This window comes from Streptomyces similanensis, from assembly GCF_039543625.1.
GTDB lineage: Bacteria > Actinomycetota > Actinomycetes > Streptomycetales > Streptomycetaceae > Streptomyces > Streptomyces similanensis.
The window spans coordinates 214,542-234,032 of the sequence record NZ_BAABKC010000112.1 but is presented as its reverse complement, the minus strand read 5'-3'; the positions used below and the strand labels follow the sequence as shown (position 1 = coordinate 234,032).

At 71.4% G+C, this 19,491-nt stretch carries 18 protein-coding genes; 12 read left to right on the top strand and 6 right to left on the bottom strand.

Annotation, left to right across the window (positions count from 1 at the left end):
• Positions 1-59 precede the first annotated feature (59 nt).
• Entirely contained in the window at positions 60-3,662 is a 3,603-nt protein-coding gene (gene dnaE, locus ABEB07_RS32420; protein ID WP_345671616.1) for a DNA polymerase III subunit alpha, read from the top strand.
• The gene (locus ABEB07_RS32415) at positions 3,659-4,051 is read left to right on the top strand and encodes a DUF6300 family protein (protein WP_345671615.1); all 393 of its coding nucleotides are present in this window, start codon (positions 3,659-3,661) and stop codon (positions 4,049-4,051) included. The genes dnaE and ABEB07_RS32415 overlap by 4 nt, the downstream gene beginning before the upstream one ends.
• Before the next feature lie 86 nt (positions 4,052-4,137).
• Here ABEB07_RS32415 and ABEB07_RS32410 read toward each other — a convergent pair whose 3' ends face one another.
• Both ABEB07_RS32410 and ABEB07_RS32405 read right to left on the bottom strand, forming a co-directional pair.
• Positions 4,138-4,422 (bottom strand): hypothetical protein, encoded by a 285-nt coding sequence (locus ABEB07_RS32410; RefSeq protein WP_176146731.1) that lies wholly within the window; start codon positions 4,420-4,422, stop codon positions 4,138-4,140.
• A 245-nt stretch (positions 4,423-4,667) separates the two neighbouring features.
• Complete coding sequence (locus ABEB07_RS32405) at positions 4,668-5,246, bottom strand: TetR/AcrR family transcriptional regulator (protein ID WP_345671614.1); 579 nt, start codon at positions 5,244-5,246, stop codon at positions 4,668-4,670.
• 92 nt (positions 5,247-5,338) lie between these two features.
• On the opposite strand from ABEB07_RS32405, the gene ABEB07_RS32400 reads away from it, so the two are divergent.
• Positions 5,339-5,785, top strand: coding sequence for a DUF1772 domain-containing protein (locus ABEB07_RS32400; RefSeq protein ID WP_345671613.1), 447 nt, complete (start codon positions 5,339-5,341; stop codon positions 5,783-5,785).
• Between the two features lie 515 nt (positions 5,786-6,300).
• Positions 6,301-7,944, top strand: a complete 1,644-nt coding sequence (locus ABEB07_RS32395) for a SpoIIE family protein phosphatase (RefSeq protein ID WP_345671634.1) — start codon at positions 6,301-6,303, stop codon at positions 7,942-7,944.
• 66 nt (positions 7,945-8,010) lie between these two features.
• Here ABEB07_RS32395 and ABEB07_RS32390 read toward each other — a convergent pair whose 3' ends face one another.
• Positions 8,011-8,889 carry an oxygenase MpaB family protein gene (locus tag ABEB07_RS32390; protein WP_345671612.1) on the bottom strand — a complete coding sequence of 293 codons (879 nt, stop codon included), beginning with the start codon at positions 8,887-8,889 and terminating at the stop codon, positions 8,011-8,013.
• A 414-nt stretch (positions 8,890-9,303) separates the two neighbouring features.
• Here ABEB07_RS32390 and ABEB07_RS32385 point away from each other — a divergent pair, with 414 nt between their 5' ends.
• The 5 genes from ABEB07_RS32385 to ABEB07_RS32365 all read left to right on the top strand — a co-directional run bounded on the left by ABEB07_RS32385 (position 9,304) and on the right by ABEB07_RS32365 (position 13,671).
• Positions 9,304-9,834, top strand: coding sequence for a DUF4383 domain-containing protein (locus ABEB07_RS32385; protein WP_164588139.1), 531 nt, complete (start codon positions 9,304-9,306; stop codon positions 9,832-9,834).
• Positions 9,835-10,089: 255 nt separating this feature from the next.
• Positions 10,090-11,286, top strand: coding sequence for a polyprenyl synthetase family protein (locus ABEB07_RS32380; protein ID WP_345671611.1), 1,197 nt, complete (start codon positions 10,090-10,092; stop codon positions 11,284-11,286).
• 406 nt (positions 11,287-11,692) lie between these two features.
• On the top strand, positions 11,693-12,238 hold the full coding sequence (locus ABEB07_RS32375; protein WP_345671610.1) for an NUDIX hydrolase: 546 nt from the start codon (positions 11,693-11,695) through the stop codon (positions 12,236-12,238).
• A gap of 20 nt (positions 12,239-12,258) precedes the next feature.
• Entirely contained in the window at positions 12,259-12,792 is a 534-nt protein-coding gene (locus ABEB07_RS32370; protein ID WP_345671609.1) for an NUDIX hydrolase, read from the top strand.
• A 198-nt stretch (positions 12,793-12,990) separates the two neighbouring features.
• Entirely contained in the window at positions 12,991-13,671 is a 681-nt protein-coding gene (locus tag ABEB07_RS32365; protein ID WP_345671607.1) for a M15 family metallopeptidase, read from the top strand.
• A gap of 295 nt (positions 13,672-13,966) precedes the next feature.
• On the opposite strand, the gene ABEB07_RS32360 is transcribed toward ABEB07_RS32365, so the two are convergent.
• Together ABEB07_RS32360 and ABEB07_RS32355 are read right to left on the bottom strand one after the other, a co-directional pair.
• Complete coding sequence (locus ABEB07_RS32360; RefSeq protein ID WP_345671606.1) at positions 13,967-14,395, bottom strand: hypothetical protein; 429 nt, start codon at positions 14,393-14,395, stop codon at positions 13,967-13,969.
• Between the two features lie 896 nt (positions 14,396-15,291).
• Positions 15,292-15,870, bottom strand: a complete 579-nt coding sequence (locus ABEB07_RS32355) for a hypothetical protein (protein ID WP_345671604.1) — start codon at positions 15,868-15,870, stop codon at positions 15,292-15,294.
• A gap of 119 nt (positions 15,871-15,989) precedes the next feature.
• Here ABEB07_RS32355 and ABEB07_RS32350 point away from each other — a divergent pair, with 119 nt between their 5' ends.
• A complete protein-coding gene (locus ABEB07_RS32350; protein WP_164588144.1) occupies positions 15,990-16,421 on the top strand; it encodes a MarR family winged helix-turn-helix transcriptional regulator in 432 nt (143 codons plus the stop codon).
• A gap of 278 nt (positions 16,422-16,699) precedes the next feature.
• On the opposite strand, the gene ABEB07_RS32345 is transcribed toward ABEB07_RS32350, so the two are convergent.
• Positions 16,700-16,918: a hypothetical protein gene (locus tag ABEB07_RS32345; RefSeq protein WP_164588145.1), complete on the bottom strand. Its 219-nt coding sequence runs from the start codon at positions 16,916-16,918 to the stop codon at positions 16,700-16,702.
• A gap of 322 nt (positions 16,919-17,240) precedes the next feature.
• Between ABEB07_RS32345 and ypfJ the strand changes: the two genes are divergently transcribed.
• Both ypfJ and ABEB07_RS32335 read left to right on the top strand, forming a co-directional pair.
• Complete coding sequence (gene ypfJ / locus ABEB07_RS32340) at positions 17,241-18,119, top strand: KPN_02809 family neutral zinc metallopeptidase (protein ID WP_176146741.1); 879 nt, start codon at positions 17,241-17,243, stop codon at positions 18,117-18,119.
• Between the two features lie 349 nt (positions 18,120-18,468).
• Positions 18,469-19,419 (top strand): SDR family NAD(P)-dependent oxidoreductase, encoded by a 951-nt coding sequence (locus ABEB07_RS32335; protein ID WP_345671603.1) that lies wholly within the window; start codon positions 18,469-18,471, stop codon positions 19,417-19,419.
• Positions 19,420-19,491: the final 72 nt, after the last annotated feature.

Below are 19,491 nucleotides of genomic sequence, written 5' to 3'. Positions count from 1 at the left end.
CTGTAGCCCTGAGCACGTAAGCTGAGGGCCTTCAGCTACGCCCCGGAGGTGCCCTGGCCGTGTCGGATTCATTCGTTCACCTGCACAATCACACCGAGTACTCCATGCTCGACGGAGCACAGCGGATGAAACCGATGTTCGAGGAGGTCGCGCGCCAGGGCATGCCGGCGATCGCCATGAGCGACCACGGCAACATGTTCGGGGCCTACGAGTTCCAATCCGTGTCCAAGGGATTCGACAGCGTCAAGCCGATCATCGGCATCGAGGCGTACGTCGCCCCCTCCTCACGGAGGAATCGGAAACCGGAGTTCTGGGGGCCGGGCGGACGACGGGCGATGAGCGACGACGGGGAGGGGTCGAAAGACGTCTCCGGCGGCGGCCGATTCACCCACATGACCATGTGGGCGGAGAACGTCCAAGGTCTGCGCAATCTTTTCCACCTCTCGACCGAAGCGTCCTACACGGGTCAGTTCCCGGCCGGCAAGCCGCGCATGGACATGGAACTGATCAGTGAGCACGCCCAAGGGATCATCGCCACCACAGGATGCCCCTCGGGCGCCATTCAGACCCGGCTGCGCCTGGGACAGTACGAGGAGGCCCGGGAGACCGCCGGCTCATATCAGGAGATCTTCGGGAAGGACAGCTACTTCCTGGAACTGATGGATCATGGTCTGTCCATCGAGCGCGAGGTGCGGGACGGTCTGCTTCGCCTCGCGAAGGACCTGGACATTCCTCTCCTGGCCACCAATGACGCCCACTACATCCGCCCGACCGACGCGGAGGCGCACGACAACCTCCTCTGCATCGGAGTGGGAAAGAACAAGGACGACCCGAACCGGTTCAAGTTCCAAGGCTCCGGCTACTATCTCAAGACAGCGGCAGAGATGCGCGAGCTCTTCGGGGAATTACCCGCAGCGTGCGACAATACGCTGCTGATCGCGGAACGCATCGGATCCTACGACGACGTTTTCGACTATGTCGACGAGATGCCGCAGTTCCCCGACGTCCCCGACGGAATGTCGCAGGAAGCGTATCTGCGCCAGGAAGTCCTCAAGGGGCTGGTGATGCGCTACGGCGATCCGATCCCCGAGCACGTCACGGCGCGGTTCGAGACCGAGATGAGCATCATCGGTCCGATGGGATTCTCCTCGTACTTCCTCGTCGTCGCGGACATCTGCCGGCACGCACGCGAGAACGGCATCCCGGTGGGACCCGGCCGCGGCTCGGCGACGGGCTCGATCGTCGCGTACGCCACCCGCATCACCGAACTGTGCCCCCTGGAGCACGGGCTGCTGTTCGAGCGCTTCCTCAACCCCGAGCGCATCAACCCGCCGGACGTCGACCTCGACTTCGACGACCGCCAGCGCGACCAGATGGTGCGCTACGTCACCGAGAAGTACGGCGACGCGTACACCGCCATGGTGAACACGTTCGGCAAGATCAAGGCCAAGAACGCGATCAAGGACTCCTCTCGCATCCTCGGCTACCCCTTCTCCCACGGCGAGCGGATCGTCAAGGCGCTGCCGCCGGACGTGGCGGGCAAGACCATCCCCCTGTCGGGCATCTGGGACGACGCCCATCCCCGGTTCGGTGAGGCCGGCGAGATCCGGGCGCTGTACGAGAACGAGCCGGATGTCAGGAAGGTCATGGACACCGCCAAGGGTGTCGAGGGCCTGATGCGCGGAACCGGCGTTCACGCAGCCGCGGTGATCCTCTCCAAGACCCGTCTCACGGACCGCATCCCGCTGCACATGCGCGCCTCGGACGGCGTGAAGATCACCGGATTCGACTACCCCAGCTGCGAGGCCATGGGGTTGATCAAGATGGACTTCCTGGGTCTGCGGAACCTGGGCGTCATCGATCAGGCCATTCAGAACATCCGCGAGAACCGCGGTATCAAGCTCGCGACCGTCGACCCGATGGACGGCGACCCGGAGACCGTCGTCATCCCCTTGGACGATGCCAAGACCTACGAGCTGCTGTCGGAGGGGAACACGTTCGGCGTCTTCCAGCTCGACGGCGGCGGCATGCGCGCGCTGCTGAAGCTGATGCAGCCGTCCCGATTCGAGGACATCGCGGTGGCGCTCGCGCTGTACCGGCCCGGCCCCATGGCCGCCAACGCCCATACCAACTACGCGCTCCGGCAGAGTGGTAAGCAGGATCCCGCCCCGATCCATCCGGAGTTGAAGGAAGCGCTCGACCCGATCCTGGGGTCCACCCACCATCTGCTGGTCTACCAAGAGCAGATCATGGCCATCGCGCGGCAGCTCGCGGGATACACCCTGGGTGGCGCCGACATGCTGCGCCGAGCCATGGGCAAGAAGAAGCCCGAGGTACTGGCCGCGGAGTGGGACAAATTCGCGGGCGGCATGCTCGGGAACGAGTTCTCGGAAGATTCGATCAAGGCCATCTGGGACGTCATGCTGCCGTTCTCCGGCTACGCCTTCAACAAGTCTCATACCGCCGGTTACGGATTGGTCTCCTACTGGACGGCCTATCTGAAGGCCAACTATCCCGCCGAGTACATGGCGGCGCTGCTGACGTCGGTCGGAGACGACAAGGACAAGGCGGCGGTCTATCTCGCCGATTCCCGCGCGAACGGCGTCCGGGTCCTGCCGCCGGACGTCAACGAATCCACCGCCGAGTTCACCGCCGTCGGGGACGACGTGCGTTTCGGCATGCGTGCCGTACGGAACGTGGGAGACGCCGTGATCGAGGCGATCGTCGCGGCCCGCCGTTCCAAGGGGAAGTTCTCCTCCTTCGCCGACATGCTGGACAAGTGCGAACTTCCCGCCCTGAACAAGCGAGCCATCGAGTCACTGATCAAATCCGGAGCCTTCGACTCCCTCGGCCACACCCGGCGCGGTCTGTGCGCGATTCACGAAGACGCGGTCGATTCCATCGTGCCCGTCAAGAAGGCCGCCGCCTACGGGCAGGACGATCTGTTCGCCGCGCTGGGGGGCGACGATACGGCGGGCTCCGCGGCCGGATTCGCCTTCGACTTCCCGGTGGACGAGAAGGAATGGCCCCGTCGGCAGCTCCTCGCCACGGAACGGGAGATGCTGGGCCTGTACGTGTCGGCCCATCCCCTGGACGGCGCGGAGCACATCCTCTCGGGAGCCAGGGACACCACCATCGCGGAACTCCTGGCGTCGGGGCGCACTCAGGGAGACGTTCAGCTCGCGGGCCTGATCACCGGCGTCCAGCGGAAGATCACCAAGCAGGGGAACAACTGGGCCATCGTCAATCTGGCGGACCGCGACGGGTCCATCGAAGTACTGTTCTTCCCCGCCGTCTACCAGCTCGTCGCCCACGCTCTGAGCGAGGACAACGTCATCTCGGTCAAGGGAAAGGTCGAGGACCGCGACGGCACCCTCAATATCTTCGGCCGGGAACTGTCGATGCTGGACGTTTCGAGCGCCGAGCACGGTGGCAGGCCGCCCGTCCGGCTGTCCCTGCCCCTCCACCGGATTTCCGAGCAGTCGGTCGCCCACCTGAAGCGCATCCTGCACGCGCACCCCGGTGACAGTCCCGTGCACCTCAGCGTGCACGGTCCGCGGAAGACGACTGTGTACGCCCTGGCGGCACAGGTCGACGCTTCCTCGCTCGCCTCCGACATCAAGGGATCGTTCGGGCCGGACGCCTGGCAGGGTGTGGCATGACCGAGGCGAATCCGGAGACCGTCGTTCCCGCACTCACCTGCCAGGATGAACTGCTCATCAGGATCGCGGACGTACCGGCCTGTCCGGCGTGCGACAGCCCGGGTCTTCTGTTGGTCCGCTTCAGGAATTCCTGGAAGAACCAGAGCGGTGACGACGTCCACGGCATGCGCGAGATTCTCCTGTGTCCGCTCTGCTCCCGAGGAAACAACACTGCGGCGGAATTAGTCTCGTACCTCGAAGCGGACGAGAAGACGGCTCTTGAGGAAATCGAGGAACTCGAAGAGATCGGCGGGATGATCGCCGCATGGGTGGAGTCCTTGCGTCAGCAACACGTGGACGAGGGGCTTTTGGCGGCAGAGTACGATCAATGGTTACGCGGAACTCTCTGACGGGGAGGGCGTGACCTGTCCGCCAGCGGCAGCGCTCCGCCGGGTCGTCGCCGGCCCGGGGGCGCTGCCGCGGCCACCGCTTCGCCCTAGAAGCAGAACCAGCCGTTCTGCACGTAGCCCTCCGCGTTGACGGTGCCCCAGGCGAAGCCGCGCACGTACTCGCTGCCGAACTCCGCGTAGTTCTGGTGCACGGTGAACGTCTCCCCCTGCGTGAGATGGGCGAAGGCCGCGCCGCCGTACGAGCTCCGGACGTCCAGTGTCGCCGCGCAGACGGTGAGGCGCTTGCCGACGTGGCTGTCGTTCGCCCACAGGTAGGGTCCGCCGGCGTAGGCGGCGGTTTGGGAGAAGGCGAAGATCAGCGCCGTGCACACGGCGGTGAGTGAACCGAGGACGGCGCGCCGCGCGTGGCGCCGAGGACGCCGGCCGTTGACGAGCGGAGCGGATCGCGACCGCTGACGTAACGCGGTGACCATGGTGTTCTCCCCATGCATCAACTGGCGCGGCCCGTACGGCACACGCCTCACGAGGCAGCCACGGTAGAGGGCCAGGTGTCGCCTGGCCACCCCGCGTGGCGACCGAGAGGCCCGCGACGGCCGGTTCGCGCCGGGGCGGGGCGTCAGAGCACGGCGAGCCGGTCGACCAGCAGCTCCACCCTCCGCGCGGCGTCCTCCGGCAGCAGCCGTTCCGCCCGGGACAGGGTGGCGAGGCCGTGCAGGGACGCCCAGAACACCTCGGTGAACAATCCCGGGGGGACGCCGTCCCCGGCGACCTCCTCCAGACTCTCCAGCAGGGCGGCGAAGGCGTCCTTCAGCGGCTCCGGGGTGTCCTCCCGCGCGTACGCCAGGCCGCCGTCGAGCTGGAACAGGGCGTCGTAGACCGCCGGGTTGCGCGCGGCGAAGTCGAGGTAGGCGCGGGCGAGGGCGGCGACCCGCTCGCGCGGGCCGCTCGCCGCGGAGGTCGCGGCACGCACCGCCGCGGCCATCTCGGCGGCGCCCTGCAGGGCGACGGCGCCGATGATCTCGCGCTTGCCGCGGAAGTGGCTGTAGAGGACGGGCTGGCTGTACTCGATGCGCTCGGCGAGCCGGCGCGTGGTGACCGCGTCCCAGCCCTGCTGTTCGGCGAGTTCGCGGGCCGTCGCCACGATGAGGCGCTCGCGCTCCGCCCGTTCGCGCTGCTTGCGTTCCTGTACGGACATGACTGGGATCCTAGCACCGCTAGACAAGGAAGCGGCAGTAGTACTAGCGTTGCTCTCATCGGTTAGCAGCGCTAGATCCCGGGAGGGGCAGCATGCTCAGCGCACTCGAGGTCATCACCACCGTGGTCGTCGGCATCATGGTGGGGGTCGAATTCGCCGTCGCCTTCGTCATGAACCCGATCCTCAACGCACTCCCCGAGGACAGCGGCCAACTCGGCCACGCCCACGGGGGCCGGATGCTCGGCGCCGTGATGCCGTTCTGGTACATCGGCTCGCTCGTCCTCGTCGCGGTCTGGGCCGTCGCGGGACGGCACCACCACGGCACCGGCCTCGTCATCACCGCCGGCGCGCTGCTGCTCCTGAGCGTGATCATGTCGGTCCTGCTGCTCGTCCCGATCAACGACCGGAACAGGACGTGGACCCCTGACAACCGGCCCGCCGACTGGAGGGAGCAGATGAACCGATGGGTCCGCTACCACTACCTCCGCGTCGCCGTCATCATCGCCGCCTTCACCCTGCTCGTCGTCGCCCTCGCCTGAGCCCGCCAGGAGGCGAGTCGCTCCCTTCGCGCCGTTCCGGCAGGCCGCCGGGGCGGTCGCGAAGGCGTGCCGTCAATCTGAGCGCGGGGGATGATCGGAGCGTGAGCAGCGACGACGTACGTGCCGCGGGGCCGGCGCCGCGGGTACCGGACCACGGCGCACTGGTGAGCGGCACCGCACTGGTCACGGAGCCCTCGCTCCGGTTGCGGGAGCGGGCGGGAGCGTTCGCGGAACTGTTCGGGTCCTGGGCGCCGGGCCGACCGGCCGGCACCGCCCTCGCGCACGACTGGGCCGCCCCGCTGCTGGAGTTGCTGCGCCGGGTCCGGGCCGAGCGGAGGCCCGGGCACGTCGGCCTCCTGCTCCGGACCGGCCGCGACGGGTGCGTGAGCGGGGCCCGCTTCGTCAGCTGCTTCCCCGTCGACAGTCCGTACGGCCCGGCGCTGCTGCTCCTCGCGGCGGGCCCGGCGACCTCGCCCGCACCGCCACGGGGCGCGGCGGGGGCAGCGGAACGGCATCTGCTCGAACGGTACGAGACACTCCTGTCCGCGCTGCCCCAGACGGTCTGGACCCTGGCTCCGGACGGGACGGTGACCCTGCCGATGGCCGCCACCGCACCGGCCCCGGCGGGCTTGTGGCATCCCGGGGCGGACGCCCTGTGGATGGACTCCGTCCATCCGAAGGACCGGGACCGGTTCGGGCGGGTGTGGCGCGAGGCCACCCGTGAGCGGTCCCTCGTCGACACCGTCGTGCGCGTGCGGCTGGGCGACGATCCCGACCGCTACCGCCACCTCAAGCTCGTCGCGGTGCCCGTGCCGGACGGCGGCGCCGAGCCGGAGTGGATCGGCACGGTCTCCGACGCCGAGGACGACTGGAGGATCCGTAAACGGGAACAGTTGCTGGCCGGTATGGCCGCGGTCCCGGCGGCCCGTGACCTGTCCGAGGCGTTCCGGATGACCGCGGCGGCCGTCGTGCCCGATCTGGTCGACGCCATCGCCATCTTCCGGGTCCCGCAGGCGGCGGGGTACGGCTCGCGCGCCTTCGACGCGCCGTCGGTGACGCGTGTCGCCGTGGCGCCCGGCCTGCCCGAGCTACCTCCCCTCGGGGAGCACTTCAGGCTGGGACCGGCCGCGGACGAGGCCGTGAACAGCCAGGAGACGATGCTGTTCGCCTTCCCGGCCGGCGCACCGCCCGGCCATCTCATCTCGGACGTGTCCACGGGGTGGCTGCGCGAGGCCGGCGCGACCTGCCTGGCGCTGTTGCCGGTCGTCGTGGACGGCCGGACCGTGGCGCTGGCGAGCGCGGCCAACTGCCGCGGGAACCCGCCTCCGGACGAGACCGATCTCGCGCTGCTCCAGGACGTCCTGCGGCACATGGACGGGCCGCTGCGCCGCACCCTGGAGCTCCAGTCGGTCCGCGACATGGCTCTCGCCCTGCAACAGTCCTTCCTCGCCCCTCCGCCGGAGGTCGAGGAGGCCACCCTGACCGCGCTCTATCACCCGGCCGACGCGGCCGCGGAGGTCGGCGGCGACTGGTACGACGCCGTCCGCCTGCCCGACGGCTCCGTCGCGCTGACCATCGGTGACATCGCCGGCCACGACATGGCGGCGGCCACCGCGATGGGCCGCGTCAACAGCATGCTCCGGGGGCTGGCGTACGACGGCGGCCCGACCGCCAGCCCGGCGGCCACACTGAGCCGCTTGGACCGCGTCGTACAGGCACTCGACACGCCCTCGCTGATCACCGCGGTGCACGCCCTCCTGCGTCCGGGCCCGCGCGACGGGCGACGCCTCGTGCTGTCCAACGCCGGTCACCCACCGCCCCTGCTGATTCCCTCCGACGCGCCTCCCCGGTTCCTGCACGACCCCGCGCGGACGGACCCACCGCTGTGCGTCGCCGACTCCGTGCCGCGCACCGATCTCCACGCCGTCCTGCGCGGGGGCGACATCCTGGTGCTCTACACCGACGGGCTCGTGGAGGTCCCGGGCACGGACATCGACCACAGCCTCCAACGCCTGTGCGAGCGGGCGGAAACGCTGAGCCGCCGGGGTCTGCCCCTCCCGGACCTGATCCGCAGCCTGCTGCCCGCCTTCCCCGACCGCAGGGACGACATCGCCGTCATCGCCCTCCAGACGAGCCCCCGGACGAGAAACGACGCGTGAGACGGCGACGGCGGGAGCGCGAGCACAGCACTCGGTCGCCTCACCGTGGCACGGCCTGCGGCGGGCTCACGGCCCCGCGACTGCGGGAGGCGGGGGCATCGCCCAGCGGATGGCGGCGGTGACGGCGGTGCCCAGCGGGCGTACGCACAGGTCCTCGGCGAGCGGGAGGCGGGGCAGCCGCAGCGCTCGTGCCGCCCAGGTCGGCAGCAGGGCGACGGCGCCGGCGGCGATCGCCCCGTACGGCGGCCGGGCGAGCAGGGGAAGGGGCGGGTGGAGCAGGAGGAACCGGGCGGTGCTGCGCGCCTCGGGGGTCACGCGCAGTTCGCCGCGGTAGGCAGCCATGCGCTCGGCGAGTTCGGCCCGGGTGGTGGGCGGTCGCCGGACTCCGAGGGCGAGGGCGATGCGAGCCGTGTCGGCCACGTAGGCGTCGCAGCCCTCGTCGTCCAGCGGGCGGGCGCCGTAGAGCTGGTGGGCGCGCAGGAAGCTGTCGACCTCGGCGGTGTGCACCCAGCCCAGCAGGTGCGGGTCCGAGGCGGCGTAGGGCTGCCCGTCCGAGGTGGCGCCCCGTACCCGCTCGTGGACGGCTCGCACCCGGGCGCAGGCTTCGTAGGCGCTGTCGGAGGTCCCGAAGGTCGTCACGGCGAGGAAGGCGCTCGTGCGCTGGAGCCGGCCCCACGGGTCGCCGCGGAACCCCGAGTGGGCTGCCACGGCCGCCATGGCCTGGGGGTGCAACGACTGAAGGAGGAGGGCGGAGAGGCCGCCGATGAACATGGCCGCGTCCCCGTGCACCCGCCGGACCGGCCGTTCGGGTCCGAACCAGCGCGGCCCCGGGGTGTCGTGGATGCGGGCGCGGAGGCCGGGCCCGTCCGGCCCCGCCACCCGCGAGAAGATCAGGTGCCCGAGGCGGCCGCGTACGGAGGTGCGTGGGCTGGGGAGAGGGTTCATGGGGGTCGCCTCCGCGTCGTGCGTCGACGTGCCCGGCACGTCACCGGCCGGACTCGTCGCCCCGCTCGGAGGACCGCGGTCGGGCCCGCCCCGTTCCGGCGTGAGGGGTGCGAGGGCTATGAGGGGTATGAGTGCCTTGTACCCCGTTCTCCCGCTCGCACCGGTGCGGAGTGCGGGGTGCGGAGTGGGTGCCGCGCGGTGGTGGGTATCCGGCCGTGCACTCCCCTGCGCGCGGCGGGAGCCGACCGGCCGGTTCCGCTCGGCGGACGCCGCTCGGCGCGCCGACACGACGCGGGAACGACGCGTCTTGCCGCACCGAGCCGGCGCCGCCGACGATGAGGTCATCGCGGGCGCGTCGGGAGAACGCGAGGGCCCGTGCCGTCCTGACCGGCCTGCCCGGACGAGGAGCAGATCATGAGACTGAGGGACGAGCTGCCCGTCGATCACCATCTGTCGACCGTCTACCGCTACGGCGCCGCGTTCTGCGGCCTGGTGCTCATCACCTTCGGCTGCCTCGGCTTCGCCGACCGGCTCAGCCCCTTCGACACCCACGGCACCTCGATCGCGGGGCTGTCCACCAACGGGCTGCTCAGCGTCATCTCCGTGGTGGTGGGCGCCGTACTGGTGCTCGGGGGTTTCGTGGGCGGCAACTTCGCCTCCGATCTCAACATGGCGGTGGGCGCGCTGTTCCTGTTGAGCGGCTTCGTCCACATCTTCATCCTGGACAGGCCCGCGAACATCCTGGACTTCAGGCTGAGCAACGTCATGTTCAGCTTCGTCATGGGACTGATCGTGCTCACCTTCGGGATGTACGGGCGCGTCACCGGGGGCCTGCCGCACGACAATCCGTACTGGCGCAGCCGGCATCCCGAGGAGGTCGCCCGCCAGGAGGCGCGGCAGCGTCTCCGCGAGCTGACCAGGGCCGCCCACGGCGCGGAGAAGTGAGGGGGCGACGTGTTCCCGTCCGCAGGCACCGGACCCGGCAGCCACCGGCTCGGGACGAGGAAGCCGCCTGACCGGCGGGGCCCGGACCACTGAGCCGATGGGGTGAGTGCCTCGGCCGATGGCGTGAGTGCCTCGGCCGATGGGGTGAGTGCCTCAGGGGACGGGCCGGACATCGGGCAGACATCACCGCATCCGCACACCGCCGTGCGGCCGGGGATCGCCCGCGCGGGCGACCGGGAGTGGGAAGGAGCGGGCATGCCGGGATCGCGGCCCGCCCCGACTGAGCCGATCAGCCCCGCCGAGGGCCCGCTCACGGCCCGGGACGCCATCGACGCCGTGGAGACGGAGCTCGACCGGGTGCTCGGCGAAGCGCTGTCCCGGGCCCGCGAGGTGGACGCGCTGTTCGCCCGCGAGGTCGCCGACCGGATCGCCGCGTTCGTCGGACAGGGCGGGAAGCGTTCGCGCACCGCGTTCGCGTGGTGCGGGTGGCGTGCCGCGGGGGGCGCGGGCGACGCCACGGCGGTGATCCGTACGGGCGCCGCACTCGAACTCGTCCAGGCCTGCGCGCTGATCCACGACGACGTCATGGACGGATCGTCGATGCGACGGGGCTCGCCCGCGATGCACGTGGCCGTGGCCCGTATGCACCGGGCCGCGCGGCTCACCGGCTCCCCGGAGGCGTTCGCGACCGCCGCCGCCGTGCTCGCCGGGGACTTGGCGCTGGCCTGGGCGGACGATCTGCTGACCCGGACCGCACTCGGCTCGCCGTACGGTCAGCGGCTGCACCGTGAGTGGGAGGCGATGCGGGGCGAGATGGTCGCCGGCCAGTACCGGGATCTCCGGGCGCAGGCGTCCGGGACCACCGACGTCGAGGAAGCGCTGACCATCGCCACGCTCAAGAGCGCCCTGTACACGGTCGAGCGTCCGCTGGCGCTGGGCGCGTCGCTGGCCGACGCCGACGCGCCCGTCCTGGCGGCGCTGCGCTGCGCCGGGCGGTGCGCGGGACTGGCCTTCCAGCTCCGCGACGACCTCCTCGGCGCCTTCGGCGACCCGCTGGTGACGGGCAAGTCGGCCGACGACGACCTGCGCACGCGCAAGCTCACCTACCTGCTCGCCACCGGTGTCCGGCTCGCCCGCGCCGACGGCGACGAAGAGGCGCTCGCCGCGCTCACCGCGGCGGGACCCGACCGGTCGGACGAGACGGTACGGCGGATGCGGGCGGCGATGGAGCGGACCGGGGCGCGGGCGGTCGTCGAGTCGGAGATCGCCGGACTGGCCGCGACGAGCCTGCGCCACTTCGCCGAGACGGGCGCAGACGAGGCCGTGCGCAGGGAGTTCGTCCTGCTGGTCGAGCGGGTCTCGGGTGTGGCGCTGGAACCCGCCGGTCAGCCCGCGCCCGGCCGCTGCCCGGCTCCACCCGGTCCCGACGGCGCCTCGGACGACGACCGCTGACGAACCCGCCCCGCCCCGCCCCGGCCCGAGCCGGTACGGGTACTGGCTGAGCATCGGCGTTTCGGCCATGACGCCATCGGACGTGTGCTCTTGCCCCGCAAGGGTCGGTGCATGGCACACCTTCGAAAATCCGCTCCATTCCAGGGTGCGCGACCCGTCCGAAAGCGCAGGTGTTCGAAACCGGTGCGGCGTCGTTGAGCACGGCGACACCACCATGACGTCCAGAAGGGGGAACGCGTTGACGCCCGTCGAACGAGGCAGCGGTGGAGCCGGCGACCCGCCGAAGCCCGCGGCCGGCTCCCGCTGCGCCCGGCCGCCCGAGCACGGGACGGTGGGCCGACCCGCCGGCACGAGGCCCACCGCCCGTCCTCTGGAACCACCCCACGTCGAAGGCGAGACGCCGACGATGCTGCCGTCGACCAGGGCGTTCCTGGAGCGGCATGCCGCCGAGCACCCCGTCGCCGCCGCACCCGCGGCGGCCGCGGGGCCCGCAGCGGCGGCGGCGCCGTCCGGGACCGTGCCGAACGTGGTCGGCGTCCACCTCCTCCTGGAACGCGACGGCCAAGTCCTGCTGGGCCTGCGGCACCCGGACTCGGCGTACGCGGGAGGGTCCTGGCACGTGCTCGCGGGCCACTGCGAGGCGGAGTCCGCGACCGCCTGCCTGCTGAGGGAGGCGTACGAGGAGGCGGGGCTGGTGATCGACCCGGCCGGCGTCGAGCTCGTCCACACCGTGCACATGCGGGAGCGGCCCGCGGACCCGCCCCGGATCCAGCTGTTCTTCCGGGCCCGCCGCTGGGAGGGCACGCCCCGCCTGCGGGAGCCGGACAAGTGCGCGGCCTGGCAGTGGTGGAACGCCGAGGAGCTGCCCGAGCCGATCGTCCCCTACGCGCGCGCCGCGATCGAGGGCGTCCGGGCCGGCCGCGTCTACACGGAGCTGGGGTGGGGACGGTGACAGGGTGCGACGGGGAACGGATGAGCGGCGGTCAGCGGCACACTGAACCCCTCGACGTCCACCTGATCGCGGTGCGCGACGGCACGGCCGGGACCGAGGTGCTGCTCTCCCGGCGGGCCGGTGACGTGTACGCCGCCGGGTGCTGGCACCTGCCGTCCGGGCATCTCGACGGCCCGTGGGAGGACGTGGTCACGGCGCTGGTGCGCGAAACCCGCGAGGAGACCGGCCTCGTGGTCGACCCGGCCGAGGTGCGCGCGGCCCTCACCGTGCACCACCGCTCCCCCGCCGGCGGGGCGCGCCTCGGCGTCTTCTTCGAGGTGCGGCGCTGGCACGGCGCCCCACAGGTCAGGGAGCCCCAGGTGTGCGACGCCATCGGCTGGTTCCCGATCGACGCCCTGCCGGAGCCGATGGTCGCGTACTGCCGGGCCGGGCTGGACGCCTACCGGGCCGGCGCGCGGCTGGCCGTGCACTTCCAGGAGCCCGGCGACTCGATCGCCTTCGCCCCGGGCGCCGACCGTCTGCGCATCGTGCCGGACGTGACCGGCCGGGCATGAGCCGATCACCCCGTGGCCGCGGTCGTCGCGTTCGCGGAGCGGTCGGCCGGCCGGCCGGTCGGTCGGTCGGTCGGTCGGTCGGATCATCGCGCGGACGGACACGTCGTAGGCGCGCGGCAAGAGCCGTGTGCCGTGGGCCCGGGGCGCCTAGGGCGGCATCTGGTATCTGGTATCTGGTATCTGGGACGAGGGGAACGCATGAGCAGCAGCGTCGTGTTGATGTCCGACCCGCGGGTGGCCGCGATACCCGTGCGGGACTGCGGCGAGGTTCTCGTCGACGTCCGCGCGCACGGCCTGACGGTCGACGACCGCAAACGTGACGGGACCGGAGCCTGGGCCCATGTCCGGCGAGGGCTCCTTCCCCGCCTGCTGCACGCCCGGTCGCTGCTGCCCGCCGGCACGTCGTTGCTCTTCGTGGAAGGCTTCCGGCCGCCGGCCCTGCAGCGGAGGTACTTCGAGGAGTACTCCGACCGGCTCGCCCGCGTCCACCCGCACTGGCAGGCCGCCGAGTTGCGGGACGCCGCCAGCCGCTTCGTCTCGCCTCCGGAGATCGCGCCGCACTCCGCCGGCGCGGCCGTCGACCTGACACTGATCGACCACCGCGGCCGCGAGCTGGACATGGGCACTGACGTCAACGCCTCCCCGGAGGAGTCCGACGGCGCCTGCTACACCGAAGCGCCCGGCCTCAGCGACCGGGCCCGCACGAACCGGGCCACGCTGCGCCGCGCGCTGGACTCCGCAGGCCTGATCAACTACGGGACCGAGTGGTGGCACTGGTCGTTCGGCGACCGGTACTGGGCGATGCGGACCAAGCAGCCGGCCGCCCTGTACGGCCCCGTCGGCCTGCCTGACACCGCACCGCCACCCCGCCGTTCATGAACGAGGAGCGAGCGGTGGCAGACACCCGGGCCGACTGGTCCGAGCACTCGCTCGGACACACCGTCGACGGCGCGGACTTCACCGCGGGCGCACTGGAGCGGGCCTGGCCGGCGGCGGATCGCCGCCGGCCAGGTGACCGAGTGGGCTGGAGTGGGCCGGGGAGGCGCCGTTCCCGGGGCGTAAGGGCCTCGCGGGATGGGCGGTCCTCCGTGGTCCGAGGGCGGCGTCAGGTGGTGGGCCGCGCACGGGGTCCGGCTCCGCGGCCACTCGCCGTACGTCCGGGCGAAGGGTCGCCCTACAGGGCGGCGACCACCTCCGCGTCGCCGTACCTGAACCCGTCGTTGTCGAAGTAGAAGACGGTGACCTTGACCTTGTCCCCCTTGTCGAAGTGCGCGCTTGCGGCCGGGCGCATGGTCACCAGTGCGGCATGGTTCTTGTAGTCGCAGACCAGATGGTCCTTCTTGACGGTGCCCGCGGCGATGGACTGGTCGTGAGAGCTGTGGTTGAGCGTCGTCGCGTTGGCCACGAGTTCGTGGTCCATGCCGACGTCGCAGGAGTAGGTGACCTTCACCTGCAGGCCGCCGCTGCTCCGCGACACCTTGCCGATGGAGAGCAGGTTGGCCTTGGCCGCCGCGGACGGCGCGGTCGCCAGGGCGCCGGCGCCGACCAGGAGCACGGTGACCGCGGCTCCCGCGGCACGTCGGCGAAGAATGGATGACGTCATCTTGAGTGCTTCCTCCCCCTTGCGCGGACACCCTTGGTCGAGGTGCGGAGAAGTCTCCAGCTGGAGGGGTGACCGCGGCAGTTGATCAATTCGACCTGGATGCTATGTGATCATCGACCGATTCCCGGGTCGGACAACCGATGGCATCCCGTGAGGAATGCCGCACCCCGCCGGATGAACCGCTCCTGGCTCGCTGCCGTCCGCGGCGGAGCGCCGACGAGCCGGTCCGCCGGAAGCCCCGCAGTCGAGGGAAGCCACAGGACCGTGTTCGAGAGAGCACGAGGCCACCACGGGCCGCCGTGCCGTATCCGGTCACGAGGGTGTGTCAGTACGCGTACGGTCATGGCGGGTTGCTGGCATGATGGCGTCATGACCGCATACCGAAAGGCCGATGCCGCGTAGACGGCCCGGCAGGCTCCGCGCCGACCGACGACATGGCCCGCGTGCCTGGGGCGATCCGCCACCAGGCCGGATCCCCTGGCTTTCACCCCGCGCCAGCCTGGCGGTCCATCGAGTGGAGCGGCTCTCGACCGACTACTACGTCTACCCCGGTGCCACGGACCGGGCGTTGCGACGGTACCGAGCCTTTGCGCAGTCGCCAGGACGCCGCCCCCTGTATCCCCAGGACGCCGAGTGCTCGTGCCGTGGTTGTTCCTTCGACGACGTGCGGCACGCGCGGGACGTCCTCGACGAGGTTCTGCGGCAACTGCCGGCCCGTGCGCGCGAGGAACTGAGGCGTCGGGTGGCTCGCCTGGACGCCGCGTACCTCCAGCGCACTTTGCCGGATCCGTTCGCCGATCGACGTCAGTGGCGCTCCGACCTCTGGTGGCGTCGCCGTCTCGCCGACGGCAGGGAAGGCCCGTGAACGCCTCCACCCCCTCTGTACGGGAACGTTCTCAGCGGGTCCGGTCGACGAGCGCGTGGAGGAGTGTGTAGGGCCCGGTGTCGTGTCCGCCGATGCGGGTGTTGTCGTCGGGGGAGGTGGTGTCGGCCCACTCACGGACGAGGTGCGCGCGTCGCCGGTCGGGCGTCAGGTGGACGTGGGTGGCGAGGAGGCCGGGTCGCGGTGTGAGGGCGGCATCGATGTCGTGCGCGGCCAGAGGGGTCACGGTGAACACCTCGGCGGGACGGTCCGGGTCATGGATGACGCTGCGCGCGAGGCGGGTGCGGTGGAGGCCGGGGCGCTGGATGGCGGGGACGAGGGTGTCCACGCGGCTGACCACGTCGTCGCGGTGGGCTCGCGCCCAGGTCAGATGGGCGTCGTCGCTGGTCCACTGTGCGTAGAAGAGCAGGCCGGTGCCGTCCAGGGACAGAAGGACGTGCTGGGACAGGCGGCTGGGAGGTGACGGAGCGGCGGCCCATTCCTCGCTCACCGCTGCCGCAGCGGCGCGTGAGCGTGCGGCGGTTCCGGTGAGCCACCGGCTCATCAGGGCGGTGCCGGCCGCGGGCTGGAGGAGATCCGTGAAGCGGGTCATGGGCTGAGGCTCCGATCGTCGGGTGTTTCAGACGGAGACGAAGTAGTTAGGAGCCATACAATATGGAGGCGTATCAATGACGTCAACATGATTAGGGGCCGTACGGTTAGGCTCCATACATGACACGTGAGGTGGAACAGCTGGAACAGGCGGTCGCGGATCTCTTCGCCGCCTTCCGGCGCAAGCGCGGCCGTGAGCAGGCGAGTGGCGACGGCCTGTCCGGAACCCAGTTGCGCGCGCTGGACGGTCTGGCCGACGCGGGCCAGGCCACCGCACGCCGGCTCGCCGAGTACGCCGACGTGACCCCGGCCACCATGACGGGGCTGCTGGACACCCTGGAAGCCAAGGGACTGATCCGGCGCGACCGCAGCCCCGTCGACCGCCGCGCGATCCAGGTCGTCCTGACCGACCGCGGACGCGAGTTGACCGAGGAGGCCAGGGAGCGGTGGCGGAAGCGGTGGCAGCAGGCGATGGCTGACGTCCCGCCCGAAGAACTGCAGGCCGCGATCCGGGTCCTCGGCAAGGCCGCCGGCATCTACGACCGGATGTAGCACCGGCGCACCCGGCGACGCCGGGGGCGCACGTCGAGACGCGTGGCCGCGCCGTATCGGGCGCGGCGAACTCGGGGCCTCACGGGGCCGCCGGGAGGCCGACGGCGCTACCGCCCGGGGCCGCGCTTACGGCGACGCCGCGCTCGCTGTACTCAAGGGCGGTGCGGCGGCCCGCTGACACCGGCCGGCCGAGCGGTCCGGTCCGGATGGCCCGCCCGGGAGTTGAGCTTCGACTCGGGCAGGAGGTGCCGGCGTCGCGCCGTTCGTGCCATCCGGTCTCAGCCGGCGGGGTGGGCGGGGCGGCGGCCTCGACGCCTGCGCAGCGCTGCGGGGGCGGCCGTCTCCTCTTCCCAGTCCGCGTCGATGTCCACGTCGAGGTCCGCGGCCATGTCGCCGCGATAAGCGGGTGCCAGGAACAGGTTCTGCCACTGCGGCGCGGCTGTCACCGGCGGTCGTCCGACCGTCTCCACACGCCGTTCCGTCTGAACTTCACGCATCCGCATACCTTCACTCACTCCACCGACAGAGAAACAGCCCCCGCACGACAGCGGCAGGGCCGGCCGTGAAGCAGCCTTACATTCGATGTCCCGTGCGAAGGCGATCAAACAGTCCTTCAGCAGCAGAGGTTACTCCCGGACGTCCGTGTCGCCCGCATCGGACCACCGCGCCGCGGGAACGCGGCGCACCCGTGGCCGGCAGGCACTGGCATGACAGGCGTCCGTCTGGTGTACGACCGGAGCGGCGGATGACCGATGAAACCGCCGTGCCGGGGCATCCGGTGTTCGACCGGAGGGGACGGAAGAGGGCAGGTGGCGGCGGATGGACTTCGATGACGACGCGGAGCTGGACAGCTCACAGGTGGACGACCGGCGCGGCATGAGCCGCGGCGGCCTGGCAGTGGGCGGCGGTGCGGTCGGTGTCGTCGGGCTGCTGATCGCGCTGTTCTTCGGCATCGACGTGACCGGCGGCGGTGACGGCGGCAGCCCGGCGGGTCCCGCGGCGTCCGGCTCGCAGGACGTGCGCGGCGACTGCCGCTCGGGCGCGGACGCCGACGCGCGTACGGACTGCCGGGTCGTCGGCGTCGTCAACAGCGTGCAGGAGTACTGGACGTCCGAGTTCAAGGCCGAGAACCGCACGTACCAGCCCGCGAAGACCGTGCTGTTCACGTCCCGCACCCAGAGCGCGTGCGGGACCGCCGACAGCGACGTAGGGCCGTTCTACTGCCCCGGCGACAAGGAGGTCTACCTCGACGTCGGCTTCTTCCGTGAGCTCAGCTCCCGCTTCGGCGCGAAGGGCGGCCCCTTCGCGCAGGCGTATGTCGTCGCCCACGAGTACGGGCACCACGTCCAGGACCTGCTCGGCACGATGGACAAGGTCGGCGACGACCGCCGGGGCGCGGACAGCGCGTCGGTGAAGCTGGAACTCCAGGCGGACTGCTACGCGGGTGTGTGGGCCCGTCACGCCGATTCCACGCCCGACGAGAAGACGGGCCGCCCGCTCCTGGACAAGGTGACCCCGGCCGACATCGACGACGCCCTCGACGCCGCGGCCGCGGTGGGTGACGACCGGATCCAGCAGGGCTCCCAGGGCCGTGTCGACCCCGACACCTGGACCCATGGGTCGTCGGCGGAGCGCAAGCGCTGGTTCACGACGGGCTACCGCTCGGGCAAGCCGGCGTCCTGCTCGACCTTCGGGTGACGCCCCGCTCCCCCAGCAGGCGTGCGCTGTTGGAGCAGTGGATCCGTACGTACTCGGCGCGCGGGGACCTGGACCGCCTCATCGCTGCGTCGCGCGAGGACGCTTCCTGAACCGCGCCTCCCGAGGCGGGCCGGGCCGGTTTCGACGCCCCTGCCCTTGGGGACGTCGCCGAGTTCCCCGGTCCGCGCGTGTCCGGCGACCGGACACGCGCCGTACCGCAGGCCGCCGTGTCGGGGGGCTGTCGGCGGTCGGCGTGATCTGTCGGTGATATGTCGGTGGGCGGTGCGACGTTGGGCGGGTCGGTGCTCTTCATGAGCACACTGCCGCCGAGCGCAAGGAGCCGGTCATCGTGTCTTCCGTCATCCAGAGCCGACCGTGGGACGTTCACCGGCTGCCGTCCGCCGAGGGCCGCGTCTTCCTGGTCACCGGAGGCAACGCCGGGATCGGCTACTTCGTCACGGAGCAGCTCGCCACCACCGGCGCCGTCGTCGTCCTGGGCAGCCGGGACCGCGCGAAGGCAGACGCCGCGATGGCCTCGATCCGCTCGCGCGTCCCCGGCGCACAGGTGCGGCACCTTCTCCTGGACCTCGCCGACCTGGCGTCCCTGAAGAGCGCCGTGGACCGGCTGGACGTCGATCGTCTCGACGCGGTGGTCCACAACGCGGGCGTCGCGCTCGACGACCCGCCGCGCCGGGAGACCGCGGACGGCCACGAGCTGATGTTCGGCACCAACCACCTCGGCCACTTCGCGCTGACCCAGTGGCTGGCCCCGCTGCTGTCGGCGGCCCCGGCGGGCCGCGTCGTGACGGTGGGCAGCTTCGCGGCGCGGTCCGAACGACTGGACCTCGGCGACCTGGAGTCCACCCGGGACTACCGGCCCAAGCGCGCCTACGGCCGCTCGAAGCTGGCGCAGATGTCCTTCGGCTTCGCACTCGACCGCCGTCTGCGCGCCGCCGGCAGCACGGTGCTCAGTGTGGTGGCCCACCCCGGCGGCGCACTGGACTCGCTCACCCCCTCCCGCCCGCCGGTGTGCGCGACCACTCCCGGCCGGCGGCTGTCTTCCTTGCCCGCCGCGCTCCTGGTGCAGGGCAAGGAGGCCGGAGCCTGGCCCGTCGTCCGTGCCGTGCTCGACGCGCGGGTGCGGGGAGGACAGCTGTGGGGGCCGCGCGTCTTCGGGCTGCGGGGGATGCCGCGCCGGGAGCCCGTCCCCGCTCACATGGCCGATCCGGTCACCGCCGCGGGCCTGTGGGCCGCCAGCTGTGCGGCGGCCGGCGCCGAGCCGCACCTCGGCTTCCGGTAGGCCCTGAGCCGCACTTCGACTCCGGTCGCGGCCGGGGCGAGCGGCAGGGCGGCCGCGGCCGGCCTTGCCGTG